Source organism: Iodobacter fluviatilis, from assembly GCF_004194535.1.
Lineage (GTDB): Bacteria > Pseudomonadota > Gammaproteobacteria > Burkholderiales > Chitinibacteraceae > Iodobacter > Iodobacter fluviatilis_A.
Genome location: NZ_CP025781.1, coordinates 2,254,811 through 2,279,854, shown reverse-complemented (window position 1 = coordinate 2,279,854; position 25,044 = coordinate 2,254,811). Strand labels below are relative to the sequence as shown.

Here is a 25,044-nt window from a genome sequence, read left to right as displayed (position 1 = left end):
ATTAATTAAATTGAGGGATACGGGCATTAGCTGAAGCCTGATAAGCCCAACGAACAGGGAGCGGCCTATTTTCACCGCAAAGGTAAGCATCAAGAATCACCGTTGCCAGCCTGGTTGCCAGCGCTTGCCCTGGGCAAGCATGCCTGCCATAACCAAAACTAAAGTGCTCGCTGCTACTGGCATCATGATTAGCAGACGCCAGCAGCAGCAAAATCGTGTCGCCCACTGCAAGCTGCTGGCCGTAGATTTCTATTGCTTGAGTAACAACGCGGCGGGTGTTTTGCACGCTAGGGTCCTGAACCGCGACGCTTTCTACCAACGCACTTATTGGCTCTATTCCGGCCAGAATGCGCTGATAAACCTCAGGATTTTGCGCAAGGGCAATCAGGCTATTGCCCAATAAACCTGCCGTGGCTTCATAGCTTTGCGTCAGCAAGCCGATTAAATTTGCCAGCACCACCTGCTGATTAAACTCCTGCAGCAGCAGGCTGCAATGCTCCGGCCTAAGCCCTGAAAAATGTGCAAGCAGATGCTCTGCCGCCACGCTGGCCTGAAGCCGCTCAGCTTCAGAACTAAAGGCCGATAAGTAGGCAACCAATTGGCTGATCCACTCTACCAGCCGCAGCTGAGGCGCAAAACCCAGCGCATCCGCCAGCACCAGTACTGGCAGGTGGCGACAGAGCGTATTTAAGGACGGCCCCTCGGGCAGACGCTTTAGCCATCGTTGCGTCAGTAGCAGTAAGTGGGTTGCAGATAAATCCAGCTCTGCCAGCCCCTGCTGCAAACGCCGTTTTAAAGGCGCATGTGCCTCTCCCTCATTCATACGGATCAAACGGGAAAACAATTCTGCAGCCCTCGATGCACTAGCAGGCGCAAGCACTTGGCAATGCGGGTTTTGCATAATTTGCCCGACCAACTCTGCCGTGCTGGCCACCCAGCAAGCCAGCTCCGTATCAAAGAAAAAAGGCGTCGTGGCACGCAGGCTTGCGTAATAAGGGTAAGGATTTGGATGCGTCGCTGCGGCTATAGCATGGATGGGGGGCATGAATCATCTCGCTGGTACTTAAAAACATTATTGTGTAGATTAACCCCACCCCTTACTTCGCCCCGGACCGAAATATGCAAGACAGCCGACTCGCCAGTGTCGCCGCCGCCATTGCCGAGCCAGCACGGGCAAAAATGCTCTGCTGCCTGCTTGATGGCAAAGCGCGCACCGCAACCGAGCTGGCCATTGTGGGAGAAGTCAGCGCATCCACCGCCAGCGAGCATCTGGCACGGCTCAAAGCAGAGCAATTACTCAGCATGCTGGCGCAGGGCAGGCATCGCTACTACCGCCTGCATAATCACGATGTGGCATCGGCGCTAGAAGCCCTGCTACTGATTGCTGCGCCGCCCAAAAACACATTCACACCCAATACACCGCATTATCTGCACGCCGCCCGCACCTGTTACGACCATATGGCCGGAACGCTTGCCGTTCGTCTTCATAACCGCTTATTTGAGCTGGGCTGGCTACAGCCAGACCCCAGTGATACAGCACAATATTTATTAAGCAGCGATGGCAAGGCTGCCATGGAAAAATTAGGCCTAGATATCGCTGAGATCAGCAAAAAACGCCGACATTTTGCCTGTGCCTGCCTCGACTGGAGCGAGCGCAGCCCACATATCGGCGGAGCACTTGGCGCAGCACTGCTGCAATTAGCCAAACAACGCGGCTGGGTTGCACAGGATTTAGACAGCCGCCGCCTACAAATCAACTCTGCGGGAAAAAATGCACTGCAATCTCTGTTCGGAATTAGTATCTAATAGGGTCTGTTGACCTTTCATTCACAGCTGCGTTTGGCCCAGTTTTGGGGCTGAACAAGGAGAAAATTGCGATATGGCACGAGTACCATCAGCGATTTTTAACTTTCGTTCCGCCCCCAAAATGGGCTAAACCCGAAGGGCAGAGCCGGAAAATGGCCATTCACTGCGTTATGCTCCTCGACAATAACCCGTTATTACCTTCGTCACATGCCTTGTGTCTGGCCGTTTTCCGGCTCAGCGCAATGGCGAATGAAACGTCAACAGACCCTAAGACCACAGGCCTTTTATGTCGCTGCTCAATGCCCGCCTTGCGCAAGAAATCGTCGATCGCACCATGGCGATCATCAGCTGTAACGTCAATGTGATCGATGCCTCCGGCACATTGATCGGCAGCGGTGAGCGCTCCAGAATCGGCCAGCAGCATGAAGGGGCTTTGCTGGTGTTGTCGCAGCAGCGCACGGTAGAAATTGATGATGCGATGGCACTACAGCTGCACGGTGTTCGCCCTGGCGTGAATTTACCGCTGCGCCTTGCCGGGCAAATTGTGGGCGTGGTCGGTATCACCGGCCAGCCCGATGCGGTGCGCCACTATGGCGAGCTGGTGCGGATGACGGCGGAAATGAGCTTAGAACAAGCAAGGCTGATTCAGGCTCTGGGGCGCGACACTCGCTACCGCGAAGAGTTGGTTTTGCAACTCATCAAAGGTGAAGCCGCGCTGCATTCAGACCTAGAAGCTTGGGCGCAAAAGCTAGGCGTCGATATCCAGCGCCCACGCGTGGTGGCCGTGATCGAGGTAGATAGCGGAGCATTAGGCATTGATGCTGCACTGGCCGAGTTGCAAGAGCTACAAACCCTACTGAGTACGCCAGAGCGCGACAATCTAGTTGCCACCGTTTCTTTAACCGAATTAGTGGTACTCAAACCAGCGCTAGATCATCAAGGGCGCTGGAATCCGCAAGAGCACCGGCTCCGCGTGCACGATTTACTCACACGGGTCGCCAACAAAAGTAGGCTGGGGGTACGCATTGCGCTAGGGCAATATTTTAGTACCGCCAATGCCGTGGCGCTGTCTTATCAAAGCGCGATCACTACCCTGCAAATTGGCAAAACACGCAAGCCGGAGCAGGCCTGCTTTTTTTATCAGGATTTAAGCTTGCCCGTGCTACTGGCCGGATTAAATTCAGGCTGGCAAGCCGCGCAGCTGCGTATCCCGCTTAAAAACCTTGAGCGCCAGGATAGCAATGGCCAACTGCGTAAAACATTGCAGGCATGGTTTGCCTGCGATACCCGCCTCGGAGAAACAGCGCAGTTTTTGCACATTCACCGCAACACTCTGGATTATCGACTGAGCCGGATTGAGGTCATTACCGGCCTTACCCTCAGCAAAACAGATGAGCGATTTTTGCTCTACGCCGCTTTGCAAATTGGCTGAAGCCGGCATTTGGCTATGGCTCTAAATGATTTCCCGAGCTGAAGAGTCGTCATCCCCGAGTGATTTTATCGGAGATCCAGCCCAGCGCTACTGGATTCCCGCCTGCGCGGGAATGACGAAAACAGAGAACGTATTGCGGATAAAACCTTGAGTTGTGATAAAGCACTTAAAACAATGCAATTACCGCATTAATTTATAGGCATCCGCACGAAGATCTCCCCACATAGGGCGTTTATCCTGTTCAACATCCACTATCCGCAATACTCAGCCTGAACAGGAGTTTCAAGCGATGGAAGTCAGCACTCTAGGCGCGCTCAGTGCGCTCGTTGTTGCCATTTTTCTGATTTTACGAAAAGTGCCGCCCGCCTACGGCATGATCGTTGGCGCTTTAGTTGGCGGGATTGTGGGGGGCGTGGATTTATCCAGCACCGTTAATCTAATGATGGGCGGCGCAAAAGGCATTATCCCTGCCGTGATGCGGATTCTAGCGGCCGGTGTGCTAGCGGGGGTGCTAATCGAATCAGGTGCTGCAGCCAGTATCGCTGACACCATCGTCAAAAAAGTGGGCGAAACCCGCGCCCTGCTGGCCTTAGCGATCGCCACCATGATTTTAACCGCCGTTGGCGTATTTATTGATGTGGCGGTAATTACCGTTGCCCCAATTGCCCTCGCGATTGCGCGCCAAGCCGATCTATCCAAAATGGCGATTTTGCTGGCCATGATAGGTGGCGGTAAGGCGGGCAATGTGATGTCGCCCAATCCGAATGCGATTGCGGCGGCCGATGCTTTTCATGTGCCGCTCACCTCAGTGATGGCGGCGGGGATAGTGCCAGGCTTGGTTGGCCTGGTGGTTGCCTATTTCATTGCCAAAAAGCTGGTCAATAAAGGCAGCAAGGTAGAGGCCAGCGAAGTGGTCGCTTTTGACCGCAAGGCCCTGCCTTCATTTGCCACCGCCATTGTTGCCCCGCTGGTGGCGATTATCCTGCTCTCACTTCGGCCCGTGTTTGGCATTGTGATCGACCCGCTGCTCGCCCTCCCCCTCGGCGGCTTACTCGGCGCGCTGGCGATGGGCCGCTTTAAAGACAGCAATCAATTTGCCGTAGCGGGCTTAGGCCGCATGGCTCCGGTGGCGATTATGCTGCTGGGCACGGGCACTTTGGCAGGGATTATCGGCGCGTCCAGCCTTAAAACCGTGCTGATCGAAGCATTGCAAGGCTCAGGCCTGCCCGCCTATATGCTGGCCCCCATTTCTGGGGCGTTAATGTCGCTGGCTACCGCCTCCACCACCGCTGGCACCGTTGTAGCTGCGCAGGTATTCAGTAGCACCCTACTAGAGCTAGGTGTGCCCGCCCTTGCCGGTGCAGCCATGATCCACGCAGGCTCTACCGTGTTTGATCATATGCCGCACGGTAGTTTCTTTCACGCCACGGGTGGTGCGGTCAATATGAGCATTACCGAACGGCTTAAAGTTATTCCTTACGAAACAGCGGTTGGTTTGTCAATTACGATTGTCTCTACGCTGATTTTTGGTGTGTTTAAATTTTAAGGTTTGCGATCATGAAAATTATCATTGCCCCCGATTCCTACAAAGAAAGCCTTTCAGCTCTAGACGTTGCCACGCAAATTGAAGCGGGCTTTAGGGAAGTTCTACCCCATGCCCAATATATAAAAATCCCCGTGGCAGACGGCGGCGAGGGCACGGTTGAAGCCTTAGTGGCCGCCACCGGCGGGCGCATGATCCAGCAATCAGTAACTGGCCCGCTGGGCGAATGCGTCAGTGCTTTTTTTGGCTTATCGGGCGATGGCCAAACCGCCATTATCGAGATGGCGGCGGCCAGCGGCTTAACGCTGGTTTCTCCTGCCCTGCGCAACCCTATGCTCACCACCAGCTACGGTACCGGCGAGCTGATTTTGGCCGCACTGGATAACGGTGCCACTCATATTATTCTGGGCATAGGCGGCAGTGCGACGGTAGATGGCGGCATGGGAATGATCCAAGCGCTAGGTGGGCGCTTTTTAACCGAGAGCGGAGCAGCACTGGGCTTTGGAGCGGCTGGTTTAGATCAACTGGCTAAGATTGATCTATCCAGGCTTGATCCGCGCATCGCGGAATGCAAAATAGAAGTGGCTTGCGATGTGGATAACCCGCTCACCGGCGAGCATGGTGCGGCTGCCGTTTTTGGCCCACAAAAAGGCGCCACGCCAGAGATGGTCAAAATCCTCGACGCTAACCTTAGCCATTACGCCCGCATCATTAAAGAGCAAATCGGCGTAGATATTGTTGCGGCCAAGGGGAGTGGCGCTGCGGGAGGCATGGGAGCAGCAGCACTGGCTTTTTTAAGCGCCAGCCTGCGCCCGGGGGTAGAAATTGTGCTGGAAGCCGTACAATTTGCCGCCCTTTTACAAAACGCAGATCTAGTCATCACGGGCGAGGGCCGTATGGATAGCCAAACCATATACGGCAAAACTCCAATGGGCGTCGCGCAAATGGCCAAGGTTTTTGATATCCCAGTGATTGGCATCGCAGGCTGCCTGAGCCCCGACGTGGGCGTGGTGCATCAGCATGGCATTGAAGCGGTATTCAGCGTTTTAAATCGTGCGGTATCTATAGAAGAAGCACTGGTACATGCCGCAGAAAACATACGCCTTTGCGCCAGAAATATTGCTGCCACTATTAAAATTGGCCAATCTCTGCAATAAACAACGCCGCAAATCACCTTCCTTAGCCCGCCTCAAGCACTCTATTGCCTTAAGCCCATCAGCCACCACTACGCCACGGTGGCTTGGGCATAAAACACGCAATCTTCCCGATGGCGGTGCTTTCAATGCGGGCACCATGTTACCATTGCGGTTTTTCCATCACGTGGAAAGTAACTCATGCATAAGTGCTTGTTTTGGCTGGCCCTTGTTACGGCAATCCCATGCTATGCAGCAAGAACCATTCCTATGGACGGGCAGCTCGGCGAACTCAAAGCCGCAGCTATCCCAGAAATTAAAATTGACGACAAAATTTACCGTACTTCCCCTGGCCTACGCGTCTACGGGCAGAATAACGCGCTCATCATGCAAAGCCATATACCGCAGCAAGCCGCCGTCTGGTTTCAGATTGAAGCCACCTCGGGCAATGTATGGCGGCTATGGCTATTAAATGCCGATGAAGTCAGCGCGATAAAAAAACGCCCAAAAATACAGGCCACAGAATAAGCTGGCAGCCATTAAATCTATTGAGCTTTAATACCAGCGATTTACACCTGCCCTACAGCAGTATTTACAGATATGAGTAAGTATTAATGAGTAAAAAAGTATTTATCAAAACCTTCGGCTGCCAAATGAACGAATACGATTCGGACAAAATGGCCGATGTATTGCACGCTTCCGAAGGCTTAACGCAGACCGACAATGTCGAAGAAGCCGATGTGATTTTGTTTAATACCTGTAGCGTGCGCGAAAAAGCGCAGGAAAAAGTTTTTTCCGATCTTGGCCGTGTGCGTGAACTCAAGCTTAAAAACCCAAACCTATTGATTGGTGTGGGCGGCTGCGTGGCCTCGCAAGAAGGCGCGGCGATTGTAAAACGCGCGCCCTATGTGGATATGGTATTTGGCCCGCAAACCCTGCACCGCCTGCCTGATTTGATTGCCCAGCGCCGTAGCAGCGGTGTTTCTCAGGTGGATATTTCTTTCCCTGAAATTGAGAAATTCGACAATATGCCGCCAGCCCGCGTTGAAGGCGCAACGGCTTTTGTTTCGATCATGGAAGGTTGCAGCAAGTATTGCTCCTTCTGCGTGGTGCCTTACACACGCGGCACCGAGTTTAGCCGCCCGTTTGAAGAAGTGCTGGCCGAAGTGGCTGGCCTTGCCGCGCAAGGCGTTAAAGAAATCACCCTGCTAGGGCAAAACGTCAACGCCTATCGCGGACCGATAGAAGACGGCGAAATTGCCGACTTTGCTACCCTGCTCGAATACGTGCACGAGATCCCCGGCATCGAGCGTATGCGCTACACCACCAGCCATCCACGTGAAATGACGCAGCGGATTGTGGATTGCTATCGCACCCTGCCTAAACTGGTTTCGCATCTGCACTTGCCTGTGCAGGCTGGCTCAGATCGCGTATTAGTGAATATGAAGCGCGGCTACACCACGCTGGAATTCAAATCGCTGGTGCGCAAACTTAAAGACGCTCGCCCAGATATTTGCTTGAGCTCTGACTTTATTGTGGGCTTTCCTGGCGAGACCGAAGACGATTTTGAACGCACCATGAAGCTGATTAACGATGTGGGCTTTGATGCCTCGTTCAGCTTTGTTTACAGCCGCCGCCCCGGCACACCTGCTGCCGATTTATCGGACGATGTGCCTGAAGAGCTGAAACTCACTCGCCTCAGACGCCTGCAAGCCCGCATCGATGAGCTAGCGCTAAACGTAAACAAAAACATGATCGGCACCTTGCAACGCGTGCTGGTAGAAGGTATGGCTCGTAAAAATCCTGAGTTGCAAGAGCTGGCAGGCCGCACAGATAACAACCGCATCGTCAACTTTGCTGGCAATCCACGCCTGATCAATCAGTTTGTAGAAGTACTAATTACTGAAACCTTTCCGCATAGTCTGAAGGGCGAAATTGTTGTGAAATAAAGACGTGCAAGCCAAGCGCCTAGCAGCCTGTCGGACTTAAGCGATCGTAGCGAGGGAAAGACCGGTTTGAGACAGATTTCGCGGGCTTTTGAGGCGAATAGCTGGCTATTCAACGAAAAAATGCGTGAAAGTATGGCCAAATCCGGCTTTTCCGTAGTAGATCAGTCTTAAGCCCGACAGGCTGCTAAGGTCTGCTGACGTTTCATTCTCCATTGCGCTTAGCCGGAAAACGGCTAGGCACAAGGTATGTGACGAAGGCAATAACGGGTTATTGTCGAGGAGCATAGCGCAGTGAATGGCCATTTTCCGGCTCAGCCCTTCGGGTTTAGCCCCTTTTTGGGACTGCACTGCGTTAATGAAACGTCAACAGACCCTAGCCTCGCTTGATAGAAAAAAAAAAGTGTTTTACTATCTTCGTAGAGATTATGAAATTTTGAAGTCAAGTTTTGTAATATTTAGCGGGGGTCACACTATCGGCCAAGCGCTTAATTGAAAGTGGTTCTAAGTTTAAAACCACCTCTACGACTCTCTCACTTTTTTAATAGCTAACATTATTTTTATTTTTTACTAAATTCTCTGTTTATTATTTAAATAGGTGATGTTTTAATTAGTATTAAATAGTTAATATGTTATTGTTGGATTTAATCTATGAAACCATTAAAAACACTCATTCTTTTTCTAGCACTTTCTTTTAACATAACCGAAGCAAAACAATCAAACCAAATAAATGAAACATCAAAAGAAATTTATGGCGACCACACTAGTAATTTAACAATAAAAATCAGCAATGGAGGTGCTGGCCCTACTGGAATTTTAAAAGCACTTGCAGAAGATTATTTATCCATCAATAAAGAAAGAAAAATTGCAATCGCATGGTATCAAAACATTTCATCACTTAGCTTAAATCTTCTAAAAGAAAACAAAGTTGACATAGCTCTTATCTATGAGCCAGTTGATGCAAAAAAAGCGATAACGCAAAATTTAGCCAGTAATTACAGCCTTATTTTTAACGATCATTTTTTAATTGTTGGCCCTGAAAAAAATGAAGCCGATATTTTACCAACCGATTCCGCCAGCAAAGCTTTTGCAAAAATAGCTCAATACGGTAAAAAGAATCCAGACGAAAAAAAATTCCTAACAAGAGACGACTCATCGGGTACAAATATAAAAGAAAAACTACTTTGGACACTTATTCATCAAGCTCCTTTTGATGAAAACAACCAATGGTATTTTAAATATCAAAAATTCCCAAGTGATGCTCTTTTAAAAGCAGATCAAGAGGGAATGTATACAATAACCGATTGGGGTACTTGGATATCAAATAAACATACAATTAAAAACACAAAAATACTTGTGAGGGGGGGCGAAGATCTCGTAAATCCATGTCTTGCATTATTGCAAAAAAACCCAACCCCAGAAACGCTCCATTTTTTGGAGTATTTAAAAAGCTCGAAAGCTCAAGAATTAATTGCTAAATATGGCCAAGAAAAACCACAAAAGAAAGCATTTTTCACCCCCGCTAACCAGCTTGATTTTGAAAATTAAACTATTTACTTATCATTTAGCGCACCTATCATTTAGAATAATATGAAAAAGTGCCTTGCTGGATGATATTTTTGATCTCCTACATGAGGATTGATGTCAAAATTTAGTGTATTTTGATACCAATCCTCTAAATTAATAAAGCCTTGGCTTATTTATTTTTCCTTCATCACTATGACTGGGCTGAATCAGTTTGTTAGCCCATAAAAGCCTTAATAAGATATTAAATTACTGCGACGATTGTCATCAACGCGCCCGCCAAAAGTATTAGGATGTAGTCCTATCAACATTGCCCTAATACGTATTATCCAAGGAAAACACCATGCTATCGCCAAAAGATGCTGAACTTTTTGCCGCTCTAAGCGACGACGACCTCGACCTGCTGGCCGATTTTTTAGAATCTGATGCGGCTCCGGAACAGGCGATGGACTTATCCATGTTGCATGGTTTCCTGACTGCACAACTCGTAGGCCCAGAAGAAATCCCTGCTGACCAGTGGTTTTCCCAAGTATGGGGCGAAAACGGCGAGCGCCCTAAATTTACATCAAATGTAGAACAAGAAAAAATCGAAGGTCTGATTCTGCGCCTGTATAACCAGCTGATGGACGAGCTAGCCGATACCGAAAACGTTTTTAGCCCTATTGTTTATGTCGATGAAGAAAGCGGCCAAGATATCTCGCAGCAATGGTGCTATGGCTTTACGCTTGCAACATCCATGAACCCAGACGGCTGGCAAGAAATGATGGACGATGACGAATACGCCCAACTGGTTTATCCAATTCTGGTTTGCGCCGACGACGAAGGCCGTGCCGATCTAGAGAAAGATGGCCAAGACATGGCCGAATTCGAACACGAAGTGGCCGCATCCTTGGTCGATATCATCCCAGAAATCCGCGACTTCTGGATCGACCGCCGTGGTGTACCAAAGCTCAAACATTAAAAACTTTAGGGTGAGCAGGTTTTTCTGCCCACCCTAGAGTCTGTTGACGTTTCATTCGCCATTGCGCTGAGCCGGAAAACGGCTAGGCACAAGGCATGTGACGAAGGCAATAACGAGTTATTGTCGAGGAGCATAACGCAGTGAATGACCATTTTCCGGCTCAGCCCTTCGGGTTTAGCCCATTTTTGGGGGTGCACGGCGTTAAAAATCGCTCATGGTACTCGTACCATGTCGCAATTTTCTCCTTGTTCAGCCCCAAAAATGGGCCAAACGCAGCCGTGAATGAAACGTCAACAGACCCTAGCACCTCTCTACAGTGAGCCGCTTTTGAATAGCCAAATTATCCACTTCACGCCTGTCGATAACCGCCGCTTAAGCAACCTTTGCGGCTCACTCGACGAAAATCTAAAACAAATCGAAAACGCATTAGATATCACCATCGTGCGACGTAATGAGCAGTTTCGGGTTAGCGGCAGCGCCAAAAACCTGCAGCAGGGCATCAGCCTGTTAGAGCATTTTTATGCAATGGCTGAAGAGCCGCTAGAGCGGGATGATTTGCAGCTGTCGATTATCGAACACACACAAAACACCCCGCCCGCATATATCGAAGATAACACCACCCCACTGCGCACCAAGCGCCATGACCTGCGAGGCAGAACACCACGCCAAACCCGCTATATTAAAGCTATTCAAGATCACGATATTACTTTTGGGATTGGCCCAGCGGGTACGGGTAAAACTTATCTGGCCGTAGCCTGCGCCGTAGATGCACTGGAGCGTGATTTAGTAAAACGGCTGGTACTGGTTCGCCCAGCGGTGGAAGCAGGGGAAAAGCTAGGCTTTTTACCTGGCGATTTAGTACAAAAAATCGATCCCTATCTGCGCCCGCTTTACGATGCACTTTACGATCTAATGGGCTTTGATAAAGTCACCAAGCTGTTTGAAAAAGGCATTATTGAAATCGCCCCATTGGCATTTATGCGTGGCAGAACACTGAATAACAGCTTTATTATTTTGGACGAAGCACAAAACAGCTCGCCAGAACAAATGATGATGTTTTTAACCCGCATTGGCTTTGGCTCTAAAGCCGTTATCACGGGCGACCCAACCCAGATTGATTTACCTAAGCACCAAAAATCTGGATTAATTGATGCCCAAGACGTACTGCAAGAGATCAACGGCATTGCTCTGCACTACTTCACTAGCGAAGACGTAGTACGCCACCCGCTGGTGCAAAAAATCGTCAATGCCTATGCTAAAAAACTAAGAGAGCGTGATACAGCATCGCGCAAAGAATAAAAAACCAAAATCTGTAGGGTGGCCAAGTTTTTTGCCCAAGCGCCCATGCACGATTCGCCGCGTGGCACGATGAAACCTATGCCCACCCTACACGTATTTACAAAGACTACTATGAGCCCGCGTTTAGAAATCTGCCATCAAATAGAAAGCACCTCCACCGGCCTACCTAGCACGGCGCAATTTCAAGCTTGGGCGGAAGCTGCGCTACAGCCTGATGTCGCCACAGCAGAAATCACACTCAGAATTGTAGATACGGCAGAAGGTCAGCAACTTAACCGTGATTACCGTGGCAAAGACTACGCCACCAATGTGCTAACGTTTACTTTTAACGACGATGACGGCATGCCGCCCCCCCCAGCCTGCCACTCATGGGCGATATTGTGTTCTGTGCACAGGTGGTAGAAAAAGAAGCGCTGGAGCAGAACATCAGCCTGATTGATCACTACGCTCACCTTACCATCCACGGCGTTTTACATTTGCAAGGCTATGATCACATCGAAGAGGCCGAGGCAGAAGCGATGGAAGCACTGGAAACCAAGCTGCTGGCAACGCTAGGGATTAGCGATCCTTACGCGGCAGAAAAATAACACCTGCTCAATGTGTACGGAGAAATGATGCGCCAAATCACCAAAATTACATCATCCCCACTATCACCAATACCGCTGTAACCCAAAAAGCTCGATCTTCCGGTATCATTCGCTCTTCTTTATCATTGGATCTTTACGCCATAATGGATGATTACCCCTCGGTATCACCGAAAACGAACACCCCTAAGTCATCATGGCTTGAACGTTTGACCCATTTCCTATTACGAGAGCCAGAAGATCGTGGTCAGCTCGTAGAAATTCTCCACTCAGCATTTGAGCGCCAACTGCTCGATGCCGACGCACTGGGCATGATCGAAGGCGTGTTAAATGTCGGCGATATGCAGGTGCGCGATGTCATGGTGCCGCGCAGCCAAATGGATATCATCGATATCAATGATGCTCCCGCCAAATTTATTCCCTACGTGATTGAAACCGCTCACTCGCGCTTTCCAGTGATTGATGGCAGCAAAGACAAAGTCTTAGGCGTCTTACTGGCTAAAGACTTGCTGCGTTATTACGCCAGCGATGAGGAATTTGACGTGCGCGATATGCTGCGCCCCGCGGTGTATATCCCAGAAGCCAAGCGTCTGAATGTGCTGCTCAAAGATTTTCGCAATAACCGCAACCATATGGCGATTGTGGTCGATGAATACGGTGGCGTAGCAGGCTTAGTCACGATTGAAGACGTGATAGAGCAAATTGTTGGCGATATCGAAGACGAATTCGATTACGACGAAGCCGAAGACAATATCATTCCAGACCGGCGCGGCAACTGGCGAGTTAAAGGCCTCACCGAGATCAGCGATCTGAACGAAGAAATTGGCTCTGAATTCTCTGATCAGGAATTTGATACCGTAGCAGGCTTAATCACCCAGCACTTTGGCCACCTGCCAAAACGCGGCGAGATCGTGGCTTTTGATGGCTACCGCTTCCAAATCCTCCGCGCAGACAGCCGCCGAATATATTCTGTGTTGATAGAGAAATTAGCAGATGTGCCTGCTGAAGAGTAAAACTGAGGGTGGGTGGAACCTAATCCTATCAACTCAAGCAAGAACATAGGATTTGGCTCATATTAACTTCCCGCTACGAAACATCGTCATTCCCGCGTGTCTTTGGCGGGAATCCTGTTGCGCTGCTGGATCCCCGATAAAAGCGCTCGGGGATAACGGTTTGGTTTGATCCGTCCAGCGAGAAGTTATTTCGCCCCCATCCATCATGTTTTTCGTAGGAGCGGCTTTAACCGCGAAAGCTGTGTATAAAAACATTCGCGGCTGAAGCAGCTCCTACGATATCGATCCTACGTTGATAACATTGGGCTAAAACCCACCAAGATACCGCATCGCCATAAGTAAAATAGCGCTTGCACTCGCCTTATGGTTCTATGTTTTACTCTTTGAAATACCACCCCCAAACAGGAACGGTCACAGGCCGTGTTGCATGATTTCAAAACTTAAACCCCTCCTGCCCCACCTCCTGCTGGCCCTGTTTGGCGCGATCAGTGTTTTTTCTTTTGCCCCGCTGTATTTGTTCCCCATCATGTGGCTGTCATTAGCCGCGCTGACTTTTTCCATACAAAAATCCCTCTCCCCCAAGGCCGCTGCATGGCGTGGTTTTAGTTTTGGGCTGGGATTTTTTCTAGCCAATATCCACTGGATTTTTATCAGCCTAAATACCTTTGGCGGCATGCCTGCACCGATGGCAGCAGGCGGGATTTTGGTACTGGCCGCCTATATGGCGCTGTTTCCCGCATTGGCTGGCTGGCTAACGCTCAGGCTGCCCTGCCCCGAAGCTCTGCGCGTTTTACTCCTGCCCACGGTATTTATTCTGACGGAATGGCTGCGTGGCTGGCTTTTTACAGGCTTTCCTTGGGCCAGCGTAGGCTACTCGCAAAGCCCAATGACGCTACTTGCGGGCTACGCGCCTATTGGCGGCGTGTATCTGATCGGCTGGCTGCTTTGCCTAAGTATTGCGCTGATTGTCAACAAACCTAAGTGGCTGAAGGGCTGGGCCATTGTGGCCGGAATTTGGATTGCAGGCTGGGGATTGAACCAGCTGGAATGGACAACAAAGGTAGGCGCGCCAGTTAGAGTCAGCTTGGTGCAGGGTAATATTCCGCAAAATATTAAATGGGACAATGCCTTTTATCTAGACAGCCTAAAAACCTATCTAGATCTAACTAACAAGGCGCGTGGCCAGTTAGTAGTTTTGCCCGAAACAGCCATCCCCTCATTTATCAGCGATGTACCCGACTGGTATCCACAAATGCTGCGCGATGCCGTTGCCCCACGCAAAGCAGATTTAATCCTCGGCATTCCTATTTTAGGCAAGCATGAAGCGGAGTATTACAACGCCGTCACTGTCATGTCTGACCCTAAGCTTCCTCTGTACAAAAAGCAGCATCTAGTCCCTTTTGGCGAGTTTATTCCACTGCCGTGGCTGTTTAATTGGATTTACAGCTTTATGGATATGCCGCTGTCCGGCTTTAGCCGAGGCGCAGTAAAACAAGCGCCGTTTGCTCTGGCCTCCGGCCAGATTGCCGCCAATATTTGCTACGAAGATGTGTTTGGCCGAGAAATTATTAATGCTTTGCCCGAGGCCACCATGCTGGTCAATCTATCTAATCTGGCATGGTTTGATGGTTCTTGGGCAGCAGCACAGCACACGCAAATGAGCCAAACCCGCGCCTTAGAAACCGGCCGCTATATGCTGCGCTCAACCAATACCGGCGTAACAGCCATCATTGATGAAAAAGGCCGCTTTAAAGCGCTATTACCAGAACGAGTCGCAGGCATTTTGGAAGGCACCGCTCAAAACCGCAGTGGCATGCCCCCCTACGCTTGGTTCGGCGATACGCCATTGCTGCTGGCTTTGTGTGCTTTAGTGCTTGGACTGGGCGGGTGGAAAAGACGCGTTGAGCAATCAATCTAGGATGAGCAAGTGTCTAGCAGCCTGTCGGGCTTAGACGATCGAAGCGAAAAATCGCATGGTCGAGACCAGATTTTGCCGGATTTGCAGCGCCAATAACGAGTTATTGGTCAAAAATCTGGTGAAATATAGGCCGATCAGGTGATTTTGCAGCTAACTGATGCTAAGTCCGACAGGTTGCTAGGCGGCAAGGACGATATCGCTGTGTGGACAAGCGCTTTTGCCCACACTACAAAACTAGTTGGCATTTAGCACTAAACATCTGATCGAGGAGGGGCAATTAATAGCTGTGTACCTGCCAATCTATCGTGCAAGAATCGGCGTTCACGATCGAATAAGGCCCAAAGAAAGGGCAGAAAAAATAAAGCCGTCAACAGCCATGCCACAATCCGTAAATCGGCATGATGTCTAGCCAAAACCCAAAATGGCGCACAAGGCAGCATACACACGCCACCCACGGCAAAGCGCAACGCTACTTCACGCCAGCCCAAGGGCTGACCATCCGCCTTTACCAAGCAAATTCGCCAAGTACGCATTGCTAGCGTTTGCCCTCCACGCCAACACCACGCAAAGTAGGCAAACGCAACACCCATAATCCACACAAAATTAAGCGCACGCACGATTAAATCATCGCTCATTGCGGTAACTGGTAGCTTAGTGATGAGCTGAAACACGCCCTGAAACAAGCCTTCAGCAAGTAGTACTACGGCAATCAGCAGCAGCAATTCGTACAAAAAAGCAAACATCCGTCGCCACCAGCCTGCTGGCCCAGTCTTTATCTTCACACACTATCCTTGTTAATGAATGTCAGCCAAACGCAGCTAAGCCCCAGCCACTAAATATGTATTTTAAACATCAGAATACTTACGTAAAAATATCATTTAACTTTTGTACTATAAATAAAATACAAAAATAACCTTACAGTAAGAATAAAAAATAAAATGCGACTTAGTCGCAGAGATAAAAGCACAGAAACGCAAGACTGCGATACTAACAAAGTCAATAAGTTAATAACCAGAAGAACTTGCCATTTATACCGCAGTGCGGTAACTTTCTAGTGCAATATCCAGCCAACAATGCAGGCGGCACTTACATAGTTAGCCTGCGCCGAAAGGTCACCGCCAGCGAACACACACTGGTCGTCAAATACAGGTCACAAACCTGTTTGAAACGGTGGAAGACTCGGTAAATCATTTGCAAACAGTTGGGCGAAGCCAATTTGGCCCCAGCTGTTTATCTATCGTTCTGACCTAGGGAATACCCATGGAAATTTCGGGCGCAGAAATCATTACGCGCTGCTTGCAGGAAGAAGGGGTTGAATTTATTTTCGGCTACCCTGGCGGCGCAGTTTTATCTATTTACGATGCAATCTTCAAACAAGATTATTTTAAGCATGTGCTGGTTCGCCATGAACAAGCTGCCGTGCATGCTGCCGATGCTTACTCCCGCTCTAGCAAAAAGGTGGGCGTAGCGCTGGTTACATCCGGCCCTGGCGCCACCAATGCGATTACTGGGATTGCCACCGCCTATATGGATTCGATTCCTATGGTGGTGTTTTCCGGCCAAGTTGCAACTGATGCGATTGGTCTAGATGCTTTTCAAGAAGTAGATATGGTTGGCTGCTCACGCCCAATCGTAAAACACAACTTCTTGGTAAAAGACATTCGTGATCTGGCTCCCACCATTAAAAAAGCCTTTCACCTCGCCACCACGGGTAGGCCAGGCCCCGTTGTAATCGATGTGCCTAAAGATATTGCGGCTCAAACAACAAAGTTTATTTATCCAGCATCGGTTTCAATTCGCAGCTATACCCCGCCAACCAAGGGCCATCCTGGCCAGATTAAGAAAGCGGCGCAGTTACTTGGTGAAGCCAAGCGCCCGTTTCTGTATGTAGGCGGCGGCGCCATCTTAAGCAATGCAAGTGCAGAAGTCACCGAGCTGGCAAAAATGCTCAACCTGCCCTGCACCAACACCCTGATGGGCCTAGGTGCGCTTGATGGTACAGACCCGCATTTCCTTGGCATGCTGGGAATGCACGGCACGTACGAAGCCAATATGGCGATGCAGTACAGTGATGTGATTATTGCGATTGGTGCGCGCTTTGACGACCGGGTTATTTCATCGCCAGAGCACTTCCTTTCGCAAACTAAAAAGATTGTGCATATCGATATCGACCCATCGTCGATTGCCAAGCGCGTAAAAGTCGATGTGCCTATCGTTGGCGATGTAAAACATGTGCTGATTGACCTGATCGCCATCCTGAAAGAAACCGGCATCAAGCCACAGGCCGAGGCTTTGGCAGACTGGTGGAAACAGATCGAAGCATGGCGCAAACCAAACAGCCTTTGGTATGAGCAATCTGACCTCGTCATCAAGCCGCAATTTGTGGTGCAAAAGCTGTGGGAAGTGACCGGTGGCGATGCCATCATTACTTCCGACGTGGGCCAGCACCAGATGTTTGCCGCGCAATACTATCCGTTTAAACGCCCACGTCAGTGGATTAACTCGGGTGGGCTGGGCACTATGGGCTTTGGTCTGCCTGCGGCTATGGGCGCTCAACTGGCAAACCCGGATGCCATCGTCGCTTGTATTACTGGCGAAGGCTCGATCCAAATGAATATCCAAGAGCTTTCAACCTGTAAGCAATACCATATTCCGACCAAGATTATTAATCTGAACAACCGCTATCTGGGCATGGTTCGTCAGTGGCAGCAGTTCTTTTACGGCAATCGCTATTCCGAGTCCTATATGGATGCGCTGCCTGATTTTGTAAAACTAGCCGAAGCCTATGGCCACGTTGGTATGAAAATCGAAAAACCGTCTGATGTAGAGCCGGCACTACGCGAAGCATTTAGCGACAAGCTAAAAGATCGCCTCGTGTTTATGGACTTTATTACCGACAGAGAAGTAAATGTCTTCCCGATGATTCAAAATGGGAAAGGCTTGAGCCAAATGGATTTACCGCCGCATATGCAAGACATGCAATTGGTGCCGTTTGAAAATAACCGTGATTACGGCAATCTGTGCTGAGAGGAGATAAAAATGCGACATATTCTTTCAGTACTGATCGAAAACGAAGCTGGTGCATTATCCCGTGTGACTGGCTTATTTTCAGCGCGTGGCTACAACATCGACTCGTTAACAGTGCAAACCACTGAAGACACCACGATGAGCCGGATGACCATCGTCACCCATGGCTCTGAAGACGTTATCGAACAAATCACCAAACAGCTCAACAAGCTGGTAGAAGTGGTGAAAGTGATCGACCTGAACGAGGCCGATCACATCGAGCGTGAACTGATGTTGATTAAAGTACGGGCAACCGGCAAGGAAAGAGACGAGATGAAGCGGATGGCGGATATTTTCCGTGGCCGCATTATCGACGTCACAGAAAAAGCCTATACCGTAGAGCTAACCGGAACAGGCGAAAAGCTGGATGCCTTTATCAAGGCGCTTGATCCAGCCGCCATTCTGGAAACCGTACGCACCGGTGCTTCTGGCATCGGTCGCGGCGAGCGTATTTTAAAAATTTGATGCGTGCAAAGCACGCAGAATAGACAAATCTAAACACTAATCAGGAATTCAGCCATGAAAGTTTTTTACGATAAAGACTGTGATCTTTCCATCATCAAATCCAAAAAAGTAGCCATCATCGGTTACGGCTCACAAGGCCATGCCCACGCTTGCAACTTGCAAGAGTCTGGCGTTGATATCGTTGTTGGCCTGCGTAAAGGCTCGGCCACTGTTGCTAAAGCTGAAGCACACGGCTTAAAAGTAACTGACGTTGCAACAGCTGTTGCCTCTGCCGATGTAGTGATGATTCTAACTCCAGATGAATTTCAGTCAAAACTATATAAAGACGAAATCGAGCCGAACATCAAGCAAGGCGCAACACTGGCTTTTGCTCACGGCTTTGCGATTCATTACAACCAAGTTGTGCCACGCAAAGACCTCGACGTGATCATGATCGCGCCAAAAGCACCTGGCCACACTGTACGTTCCGAATTCGTTCGTGGCGGCGGCGTACCTGATTTGATCGCCATCTACCAAGACGCATCGGGCAAAGCCCGCGACATCGCCATGTCTTATGCTTCCGGCGTGGGTGGTGGTCGTACTGGTATTATCGAAACCACATTCAAAGACGAAACCGAAACCGATTTATTCGGCGAGCAAGCCGTATTGTGTGGCGGCGCGGTTGAGTTGGTTAAAATGGGCTTTGAAACACTGGTTGAAGCCGGCTACGAGCCAGAAATGGCTTACTTCGAGTGCCTGCACGAGCTGAAGTTGATCGTTGATCTGATGTTCGAAGGCGGCATCGCCAATATGAACTACTCAATCTCAAACAACGCAGAATACGGCGAATACGTGACTGGCCCTAAGGTCATCAACGAAGAATCCCGTAAAGCGATGCGCCAAGCACTGAAAGACATTCAAAACGGCGAATACGCGAAGAAATTCATCGTTGAAGGCGCAACTAACTACCCATCCATGACTGCTTACCGCCGCAACAACGCAGCGCACGGCATCGAAGTAGTGGGTAACAAACTGCGTGCCATGATGCCTTGGATTCAAGCGAATAAAATCGTAGATCAAACTAAGAACTAATTGACCTTGATTTAAAACGCAAAAAGCCAGCTTTCGAGCTGGCTTTTTTTGGGCATTTACTTGGGAATGATGGGGATCGCTAACGCTTAACCCATCCTACACGCTGATTTTTTTGGAGCAGAGATGCCCTCACTTGAAACCCCTCGCCTTATCCTCAGCCCCTTTAGCTTTGACGACGCGCCAGCAGTGCAAAGGCTAGCAGGTGACTTTGCCATTGCCGATACCACCGCCACCATTCCTCACCCCTACCCCGATGGCGCAGCAGAAAGCTGGATCGCCAGCACCGCCAGCCTGTGGCTAGTGCAGCAAACACTAGCCCTCGCCATACGCCGCAAAGAAGATGGAGCCTTGCTAGGCGCAATCAGCTTATTTGATATTTTACCTGAGCACCGAGCCGAGCTAGGCTACTGGATAGGCAAGCCTTTCTGGGGCGAAGGCTACGCCAGCGAGGCAGGCCACGCAATCCTGGAGTTTGGCTTTACCCAGCTAAAACTACAGCGCATCCACGCCGAACACCTCGTCAGAAACCCAGCATCTGGAAGAGTGATGGCGAAAATTGGCCTTAAGCAGGAAGGTATTTTGCGGCAGCACGCGATTAAATGGGGCAAGCTGGAGGATGTTGTTTGCTGGGGAATATTGAGGGAGGAGGTGCTGTAGAACGAACACCACTCCGCCCATTATTAATTGCAGGAGCATAGGCCTTGAGCGAATTTGAACTTACTATCTACAAATTGATATTAAAAGAGATCGAGCAAGGGGAATTCGAGCGCTGGGTATATTCAGAGAAAAAATTAGGCGAACTATTAGCATCAGATGAATACTCAGAATTAATTTCTTTAAACTACAAAACACCTTCATCTCTGTATGAGGCAGGGAAAATACTTCGTAATTATATTAATCTTGGAAAATGCTACGAGTGGTATTTAAAAGGAATCCTTCAAAAAATTGTAGATCACCCTTGCGATGCACATACATATATCGAACAACTCTATGATCTTTACTGCGATGGTTACTATTTTTTAGATAATCTTGGTTTGGGATATGGGCTCGCCATTACCGTTCCTCACCATAAATACAAGGTAGAGCGATGGTGCGAACTAAATTCGCAACAACAATCCGCACTCATAGATGAATTTTATCCAGCGGTTGCAGATGAAGCCAGAAAAGTGATTTTCTGGCTTGAATCTGGAAAAATCACTTTTACTGGGCACAGTGGCGAATACCAAGGCATCAAATATGAAGACCATAGAACCGCGCAGGATAAAGAACCAACTACTTATAAATAAATGAAGAAAAACGAGGGACAGTACAAGGTTAATTATTTGACTGTGGTTGACCTCATATTTTAAGTGGCTTCACACAGAACAACACAATAACTTAGCTCATGCCCATATTGGGCATGACACCCCCCAATATGAGCATTGTCACACAGCATCAATCCCCCATTTTCTCACCCATCTGCACGGCGCGTTCGGCCACCCAGAATGGGCTAAAGCGACATTTACCTTTGGGGAACAGCAGAACAACCGTGGAGCCAAGCAAGAAGCGGCCCATTTCTTCGCCTTTTTTCAGGGCAATATTCTGGCCGGTATAATCCCAACGGCGTACTGTTTTGCTACGTGGAGGGTTAACCACACCGTGCCACGTTGTTGCCATACTGCCAACAATGGTCGCGCCAACTAGCACCAGCGCAAACGGGCCAAAATCAGATTCAAACATGCAGACCACACGCTCATTGCGCGCGAATAAAGCGTCAACGCCGCGGGCGGTGGTGGGGTTAACAGAAAATAACTCACCCGGCACGTAAATCATCTGCGTTAGCCGCCCATCACAAGGCATATGGATGCGGTGGTAATCACGCGGGCTAAGGTAGATGGTGGCAAAGTTGCCATTGATAAACGGCTTAGCCAAGGCAGCATCCCCTCCCAGCAAAGCGCTGGTGGAGTACCCCCTGCCTTTAGCCTGAAAGATTTGATCTTGCTTTACAGCCCCAAGCTGGCTGATTGCACCATCTACGGGGCTAACAAAGCATGCAGCGTGAATTGGACGCACGCTCGGCTTTAGAGCGCGGGTAAAAAAATCATTAAAGGTTGTAAACGCGACGGGATCAGAATCAACCGCCTCGCTCATATTGACTTTATATTGGCCAATAAACCAGCGAATCACCCGCTGAGTTAAGCCGCCTGCTTTTAAGCCAGCAAACATGCCCAATAATTGCGTCAGTGCGACTTTGGGTAATACGTGTTGCAAAAGAACAAACAAACGCTCTGACACAGGCATTCCCCAGCAGAAATTAAACGACAGATTATAACGCATAGCTTGCCAATCAAAGCTTGCTTCACGGCTTGGTCAGCTACAATTAGATATCATTTCTGAGAGGCATGACAGAATGCAATTCAAACATCCTAATAATTTACGCCACCAAAGCATTTATTTACTCCCCAATCTATTCACCCTTTCCGCCCTGTTTGCGGGCTTTTATGCCATTGTGCAGGCAATGAATAAGAATTTTGATCAAGCCGCCGTCGCTATTTTTATTGCCATGGTGCTTGATGGCCTAGATGGTCGAGTGGCGCGTTTAACGCATACACAATCAGAGTTTGGCGCACAGTTTGATTCGCTGTCCGATATGGTGAGCTTTGGTGTGGCCCCCGCCTTGGTCGCCTATGAATGGATGTTGCGCGATTTTGGCAAGCTAGGCTGGATCGCCGCATTTATCTATTGTGCAGGCGCAGCAATGCGGCTAGCGCGCTTTAATGCCAATATTGAAGTTGTGGATAAACGCTGGTTTCAAGGCCTGCCATCCCCCGCTGCAGCGGCCATGGTGGCGGGTTTGGTGTGGATCAGCCATGAATACGCAGAAGAGCTCACCCCCATTAGCGGCGCACTGCCCTATCTTGCTTTGATCTTCACCCTATTTGCTGGCCTGACCATGGTTTCTAATGTGCGCTTTTGGAGCTTTAAAGAGCTGCATATGCGTAGAACCGTGCCCTTCTTTGCCCTGCTAATCACAACATTTGTCTTGCTGATCATCGTGGCCAAACCACCACTGATGCTATTTTGCTTTTTTATTGGCTATGGCTTATCAGGCTATGTTTACTGGCTGTATCGCTGGATTAAACCAATATAAAGAGCAGGGTGGGTACAGCCCACGCGCACAGATATCCATTACCTCACCTCAGCCTACTTACAACGAGCGCACGTGTGCCCACCCTACACGCTCATCACCAACCACACTACATTCAACCCAAATATCGGACAAAAAGTCCGATATTCTCAAAATCAAAATCATAAAAATAACTTATCCGTGATTTTCATTCAAAATATTTGACATATTGTCACTCCGCAGCTAATCTTGAGGACATAAACCCTGAGGAGATAGCTGTGGAATTAGACATTGAACGTCTAATCGCCGATTTTGGTGGACCAAGCGTGCTAAGCGAAGCAATTAATAGTCTATTTCCAGATGATTTAATTTCGCGAGCTGCGGTCTACAAATGGCGCGAACGCGGCAGCATCCCGCTCAGTGCCATTAATAAATTGGCGCTGTTGGCGGCCCATCAGGGGAAAAGCTTCAATATTCAGCACTATTTCTCGGGCAGCAGCCCTGCACCATTGATACAAGGAACCTCCGGCATGAGCGATCGTTTGTACATCTTTGACACCACCTTGCGTGATGGCGAGCAATCGCCTGGCGCGTCGATGACTAAAGAAGAAAAAATCCGCATCGCTCGCCAGCTAGAAAAACTCGGCGTAGACATTATTGAAGCGGGCTTTGCCGCGGCTAGCCCAGGCGACGCCGACGCGATCAAGGCCATTGCCAGCATTATCGAACACTCTGTCGTCTGTTCTTTGGCACGCGCTAATGAAAAAGATGTGCGTGCCGCAGGTGAAGCAATCAAACCGGCAAAACGTGGCCGTATCCATACTTTTATTGCCACCAGCCCCATTCATATGGAACACAAGCTGCGCATGAGCCCCGATCAGGTGGTGGATGCCGCCGTGAAGGCCGTTAAAATTGCGCTGGAATATACCGATGATGTGGAGTTCTCTGCCGAAGACGCCGTGCGCTCGGATATGGATTTCTTAATTCGTATTTTTGACGCAGTGATTCAAGCCGGTGCCAAAACCATTAACGTGCCAGATACCGTGGGCTATAGCATTCCATCAGTATGGGCGGCAAGGATGAGTGAGCTGATTGCCCGCGTCCCTAATTCAAATAGCGTGATCTGGTCTACCCACTGCCATAACGACTTGGGCATGGCCGTAGCCAACTCTTTAGCCGCTGTTCAAGCAGGCGCACGCCAAGTTGAATGTACGATCAACGGCCTTGGCGAGCGAGCGGGGAATGCCAGCTTGGAAGAAATCGTGATGGCAGTGCGTACTCGCCGTGATCTGTTTAATTTAGAAACCGGCATTGATCCGAAACAAATTGTGCCCGCATCCAAACTGGTTTCCACCATTACCGGCTACCCAGTACAACCCAATAAGGCGATTGTAGGCGCGAATGCTTTTGCTCACGAATCAGGCATCCACCAAGATGGCATGCTGAAAAATCGTGAAACTTACGAAATCATGAGCGCCGAGTCAGTAGGTTGGAGCGCCAACCGCCTGACGCTGGGTAAATTATCTGGCCGCAATGCCTTTAAAACAAAATTACACGAGTTGGGTATTGATTTGTCCAGCGAAGAAGCCTTAAACGCTGCCTTTGCCCGCTTTAAAGAGCTGGCCGACCGTAAACGCGAGATTTTTGATGAAGACTTGCATGCGCTGGTTTCTGATGAAATGGTTGCAATTGAGCATGAGCATTTCAAATTTACCGCTCTTAAAGTGATGTCAGAAACTGGCGAAATGCCATCTGCGCATATTGTGATGAGCGAAGATGGCGTAGAGAAAAGCGCAGAATCAAGCGGCTCCGGCCCCGTAGATGCGGTATTCAAAGCCATCGAAATTATGGCCAATAGCGCTGCAGAGCTGCAGCTTTATTCAGTCAATGCGATTACCCAAGGCACAGATAGCCAAGGGGAAGTGACCGTGCGTTTAGAAAAAGCAGGCCGTATCGTGAATGGCCAAGGCGCAGACACCGACATTATCGCCGCCAGCGCCAAAGCGTATATCTCGGCGCTGAACAAGCTGCACAACAAAGAAACACGGATTAACGCACAAGGCCCGGTTTAACCCTCACCAGCGTTTATCAAAACATTAGACCGAGATACGGCCGGCCAATCAGCCCCGCCGTCGGGATGGTTTTACTCAAACCTACCCCAATCTGCCACAGCAGGG

At 49.5% G+C, this 25,044-nt stretch carries 23 protein-coding genes; 20 read left to right on the top strand and 3 right to left on the bottom strand.

Going from position 1 to position 25,044, the window contains the following annotated elements:
- Position 1 precedes the first annotated feature (1 nt).
- Positions 2-1,045 (bottom strand): cytochrome P450, encoded by a 1,044-nt coding sequence (locus C1H71_RS10255; RefSeq protein WP_130106475.1) that lies wholly within the window; start codon positions 1,043-1,045, stop codon positions 2-4.
- A gap of 74 nt (positions 1,046-1,119) precedes the next feature.
- On the opposite strand from C1H71_RS10255, the gene C1H71_RS10250 reads away from it, so the two are divergent.
- The 13 genes from C1H71_RS10250 (at position 1,120) to lnt (ending at position 15,159) form a co-directional block, all read left to right on the top strand.
- Positions 1,120-1,806, top strand: coding sequence for an ArsR/SmtB family transcription factor (locus C1H71_RS10250; protein WP_130106474.1), 687 nt, complete (start codon positions 1,120-1,122; stop codon positions 1,804-1,806).
- Positions 1,807-2,092: 286 nt separating this feature from the next.
- Entirely contained in the window at positions 2,093-3,238 is a 1,146-nt protein-coding gene (locus C1H71_RS10245; RefSeq protein ID WP_130106473.1) for a sugar diacid recognition domain-containing protein, read from the top strand.
- A gap of 289 nt (positions 3,239-3,527) precedes the next feature.
- Positions 3,528-4,784, top strand: coding sequence for a GntP family permease (locus C1H71_RS10240; RefSeq protein ID WP_130106472.1), 1,257 nt, complete (start codon positions 3,528-3,530; stop codon positions 4,782-4,784).
- Between the two features lie 11 nt (positions 4,785-4,795).
- Positions 4,796-5,938 (top strand): glycerate kinase, encoded by a 1,143-nt coding sequence (locus C1H71_RS10235; RefSeq protein WP_130106471.1) that lies wholly within the window; start codon positions 4,796-4,798, stop codon positions 5,936-5,938.
- Between the two features lie 246 nt (positions 5,939-6,184).
- Positions 6,185-6,442, top strand: coding sequence for a hypothetical protein (locus C1H71_RS10230; protein ID WP_130106470.1), 258 nt, complete (start codon positions 6,185-6,187; stop codon positions 6,440-6,442).
- Positions 6,443-6,528: 86 nt separating this feature from the next.
- The gene (miaB, locus tag C1H71_RS10225) at positions 6,529-7,863 is read left to right on the top strand and encodes a tRNA (N6-isopentenyl adenosine(37)-C2)-methylthiotransferase MiaB (protein ID WP_130106469.1); all 1,335 of its coding nucleotides are present in this window, start codon (positions 6,529-6,531) and stop codon (positions 7,861-7,863) included.
- A gap of 648 nt (positions 7,864-8,511) precedes the next feature.
- Entirely contained in the window at positions 8,512-9,408 is an 897-nt protein-coding gene (locus C1H71_RS10220; protein ID WP_130106468.1) for a substrate-binding domain-containing protein, read from the top strand.
- Positions 9,409-9,727: 319 nt separating this feature from the next.
- Positions 9,728-10,345, top strand: a complete 618-nt coding sequence (locus C1H71_RS10215) for a UPF0149 family protein (RefSeq protein ID WP_130106467.1) — start codon at positions 9,728-9,730, stop codon at positions 10,343-10,345.
- Between the two features lie 282 nt (positions 10,346-10,627).
- Positions 10,628-11,644: a PhoH family protein gene (locus C1H71_RS10210; protein ID WP_188053178.1), complete on the top strand. Its 1,017-nt coding sequence runs from the start codon at positions 10,628-10,630 to the stop codon at positions 11,642-11,644.
- Positions 11,645-11,755: 111 nt separating this feature from the next.
- Positions 11,756-12,046: an rRNA maturation RNase YbeY gene (gene ybeY, locus C1H71_RS21430; protein WP_262488263.1), complete on the top strand. Its 291-nt coding sequence runs from the start codon at positions 11,756-11,758 to the stop codon at positions 12,044-12,046.
- The gene (ybeY, locus tag C1H71_RS21425; RefSeq protein ID WP_262488262.1) at positions 12,025-12,231 is read left to right on the top strand and encodes an rRNA maturation RNase YbeY; all 207 of its coding nucleotides are present in this window, start codon (positions 12,025-12,027) and stop codon (positions 12,229-12,231) included. Before ybeY (C1H71_RS21430) ends, ybeY (C1H71_RS21425) begins: the two co-directional genes overlap by 22 nt.
- Positions 12,232-12,374: 143 nt before the next feature.
- Positions 12,375-13,241, top strand: coding sequence for an HlyC/CorC family transporter (locus C1H71_RS10200; protein WP_130106466.1), 867 nt, complete (start codon positions 12,375-12,377; stop codon positions 13,239-13,241).
- 427 nt (positions 13,242-13,668) lie between these two features.
- Positions 13,669-15,159 carry an apolipoprotein N-acyltransferase gene (lnt, locus tag C1H71_RS10195; protein ID WP_130106465.1) on the top strand — a complete coding sequence of 497 codons (1,491 nt, stop codon included), beginning with the start codon at positions 13,669-13,671 and terminating at the stop codon, positions 15,157-15,159.
- A gap of 251 nt (positions 15,160-15,410) precedes the next feature.
- On the opposite strand, the gene C1H71_RS10190 is transcribed toward lnt, so the two are convergent.
- Complete coding sequence (locus tag C1H71_RS10190) at positions 15,411-15,941, bottom strand: RDD family protein (protein ID WP_130106464.1); 531 nt, start codon at positions 15,939-15,941, stop codon at positions 15,411-15,413.
- Between the two features lie 478 nt (positions 15,942-16,419).
- Between C1H71_RS10190 and ilvB the strand changes: the two genes are divergently transcribed.
- The 5 genes from ilvB (at position 16,420) to C1H71_RS10165 (ending at position 21,047) form a co-directional block, all read left to right on the top strand.
- Positions 16,420-18,186 carry a biosynthetic-type acetolactate synthase large subunit gene (gene ilvB / locus C1H71_RS10185; protein WP_130106463.1) on the top strand — a complete coding sequence of 589 codons (1,767 nt, stop codon included), beginning with the start codon at positions 16,420-16,422 and terminating at the stop codon, positions 18,184-18,186.
- 12 nt (positions 18,187-18,198) lie between these two features.
- Complete coding sequence (gene ilvN / locus C1H71_RS10180) at positions 18,199-18,690, top strand: acetolactate synthase small subunit (protein WP_130106462.1); 492 nt, start codon at positions 18,199-18,201, stop codon at positions 18,688-18,690.
- A 54-nt stretch (positions 18,691-18,744) separates the two neighbouring features.
- Entirely contained in the window at positions 18,745-19,761 is a 1,017-nt protein-coding gene (gene ilvC / locus C1H71_RS10175; protein ID WP_046351916.1) for a ketol-acid reductoisomerase, read from the top strand.
- A 123-nt stretch (positions 19,762-19,884) separates the two neighbouring features.
- The gene (locus C1H71_RS10170) at positions 19,885-20,418 is read left to right on the top strand and encodes a GNAT family N-acetyltransferase (protein WP_130106461.1); all 534 of its coding nucleotides are present in this window, start codon (positions 19,885-19,887) and stop codon (positions 20,416-20,418) included.
- Positions 20,419-20,462: 44 nt separating this feature from the next.
- Positions 20,463-21,047 (top strand): hypothetical protein, encoded by a 585-nt coding sequence (locus C1H71_RS10165; protein ID WP_130106460.1) that lies wholly within the window; start codon positions 20,463-20,465, stop codon positions 21,045-21,047.
- Between the two features lie 148 nt (positions 21,048-21,195).
- Here the strand turns inward: C1H71_RS10165 and asd are convergent, their stop codons facing one another.
- Positions 21,196-22,077: an archaetidylserine decarboxylase gene (gene asd, locus C1H71_RS10160; RefSeq protein ID WP_262488261.1), complete on the bottom strand. Its 882-nt coding sequence runs from the start codon at positions 22,075-22,077 to the stop codon at positions 21,196-21,198.
- A gap of 73 nt (positions 22,078-22,150) precedes the next feature.
- On the opposite strand from asd, the gene pssA reads away from it, so the two are divergent.
- On the top strand, positions 22,151-22,891 hold the full coding sequence (gene pssA, locus C1H71_RS10155) for a CDP-diacylglycerol--serine O-phosphatidyltransferase (RefSeq protein WP_130106459.1): 741 nt from the start codon (positions 22,151-22,153) through the stop codon (positions 22,889-22,891).
- 254 nt (positions 22,892-23,145) lie between these two features.
- A complete protein-coding gene (locus tag C1H71_RS10150; RefSeq protein ID WP_130106458.1) occupies positions 23,146-24,939 on the top strand; it encodes a 2-isopropylmalate synthase in 1,794 nt (597 codons plus the stop codon).
- Positions 24,940-25,044 lie beyond the last annotated feature (105 nt).

What these genes read in the sequence shown, in the direction of transcription:
- C1H71_RS10255 (WP_130106475.1), bottom strand. Translation starts at nt 1,045, where the DNA reads ATGCCCCCCATCCATGCTATAGCCGCAGCGACGCATCCAAATCCTTAC.
- C1H71_RS10250 (WP_130106474.1), top strand. Translation starts at nt 1,120, where the DNA reads ATGCAAGACAGCCGACTCGCCAGTGTCGCCGCCGCCATTGCCGAGCCA.
- C1H71_RS10245 (WP_130106473.1), top strand. Translation starts at nt 2,093, where the DNA reads ATGTCGCTGCTCAATGCCCGCCTTGCGCAAGAAATCGTCGATCGCACC.
- C1H71_RS10240 (WP_130106472.1), top strand. Translation starts at nt 3,528, where the DNA reads ATGGAAGTCAGCACTCTAGGCGCGCTCAGTGCGCTCGTTGTTGCCATT.
- C1H71_RS10235 (WP_130106471.1), top strand. Translation starts at nt 4,796, where the DNA reads ATGAAAATTATCATTGCCCCCGATTCCTACAAAGAAAGCCTTTCAGCT.
- C1H71_RS10230 (WP_130106470.1), top strand. Translation starts at nt 6,185, where the DNA reads ATGGACGGGCAGCTCGGCGAACTCAAAGCCGCAGCTATCCCAGAAATT.
- miaB (WP_130106469.1), top strand. Translation starts at nt 6,529, where the DNA reads ATGAGTAAAAAAGTATTTATCAAAACCTTCGGCTGCCAAATGAACGAA.
- C1H71_RS10220 (WP_130106468.1), top strand. Translation starts at nt 8,512, where the DNA reads ATGAAACCATTAAAAACACTCATTCTTTTTCTAGCACTTTCTTTTAAC.
- C1H71_RS10215 (WP_130106467.1), top strand. Translation starts at nt 9,728, where the DNA reads ATGCTATCGCCAAAAGATGCTGAACTTTTTGCCGCTCTAAGCGACGAC.
- C1H71_RS10210 (WP_188053178.1), top strand. Translation starts at nt 10,628, where the DNA reads ATGAAACGTCAACAGACCCTAGCACCTCTCTACAGTGAGCCGCTTTTG.
- ybeY (WP_262488263.1), top strand. Translation starts at nt 11,756, where the DNA reads ATGAGCCCGCGTTTAGAAATCTGCCATCAAATAGAAAGCACCTCCACC.
- C1H71_RS10200 (WP_130106466.1), top strand. Translation starts at nt 12,375, where the DNA reads ATGGATGATTACCCCTCGGTATCACCGAAAACGAACACCCCTAAGTCA.
- lnt (WP_130106465.1), top strand. Translation starts at nt 13,669, where the DNA reads ATGATTTCAAAACTTAAACCCCTCCTGCCCCACCTCCTGCTGGCCCTG.
- ilvB (WP_130106463.1), top strand. Translation starts at nt 16,420, where the DNA reads ATGGAAATTTCGGGCGCAGAAATCATTACGCGCTGCTTGCAGGAAGAA.
- ilvN (WP_130106462.1), top strand. Translation starts at nt 18,199, where the DNA reads ATGCGACATATTCTTTCAGTACTGATCGAAAACGAAGCTGGTGCATTA.
- ilvC (WP_046351916.1), top strand. Translation starts at nt 18,745, where the DNA reads ATGAAAGTTTTTTACGATAAAGACTGTGATCTTTCCATCATCAAATCC.
- C1H71_RS10170 (WP_130106461.1), top strand. Translation starts at nt 19,885, where the DNA reads ATGCCCTCACTTGAAACCCCTCGCCTTATCCTCAGCCCCTTTAGCTTT.
- asd (WP_262488261.1), bottom strand. Translation starts at nt 22,077, where the DNA reads ATGCGTTATAATCTGTCGTTTAATTTCTGCTGGGGAATGCCTGTGTCA.
- pssA (WP_130106459.1), top strand. Translation starts at nt 22,151, where the DNA reads ATGCAATTCAAACATCCTAATAATTTACGCCACCAAAGCATTTATTTA.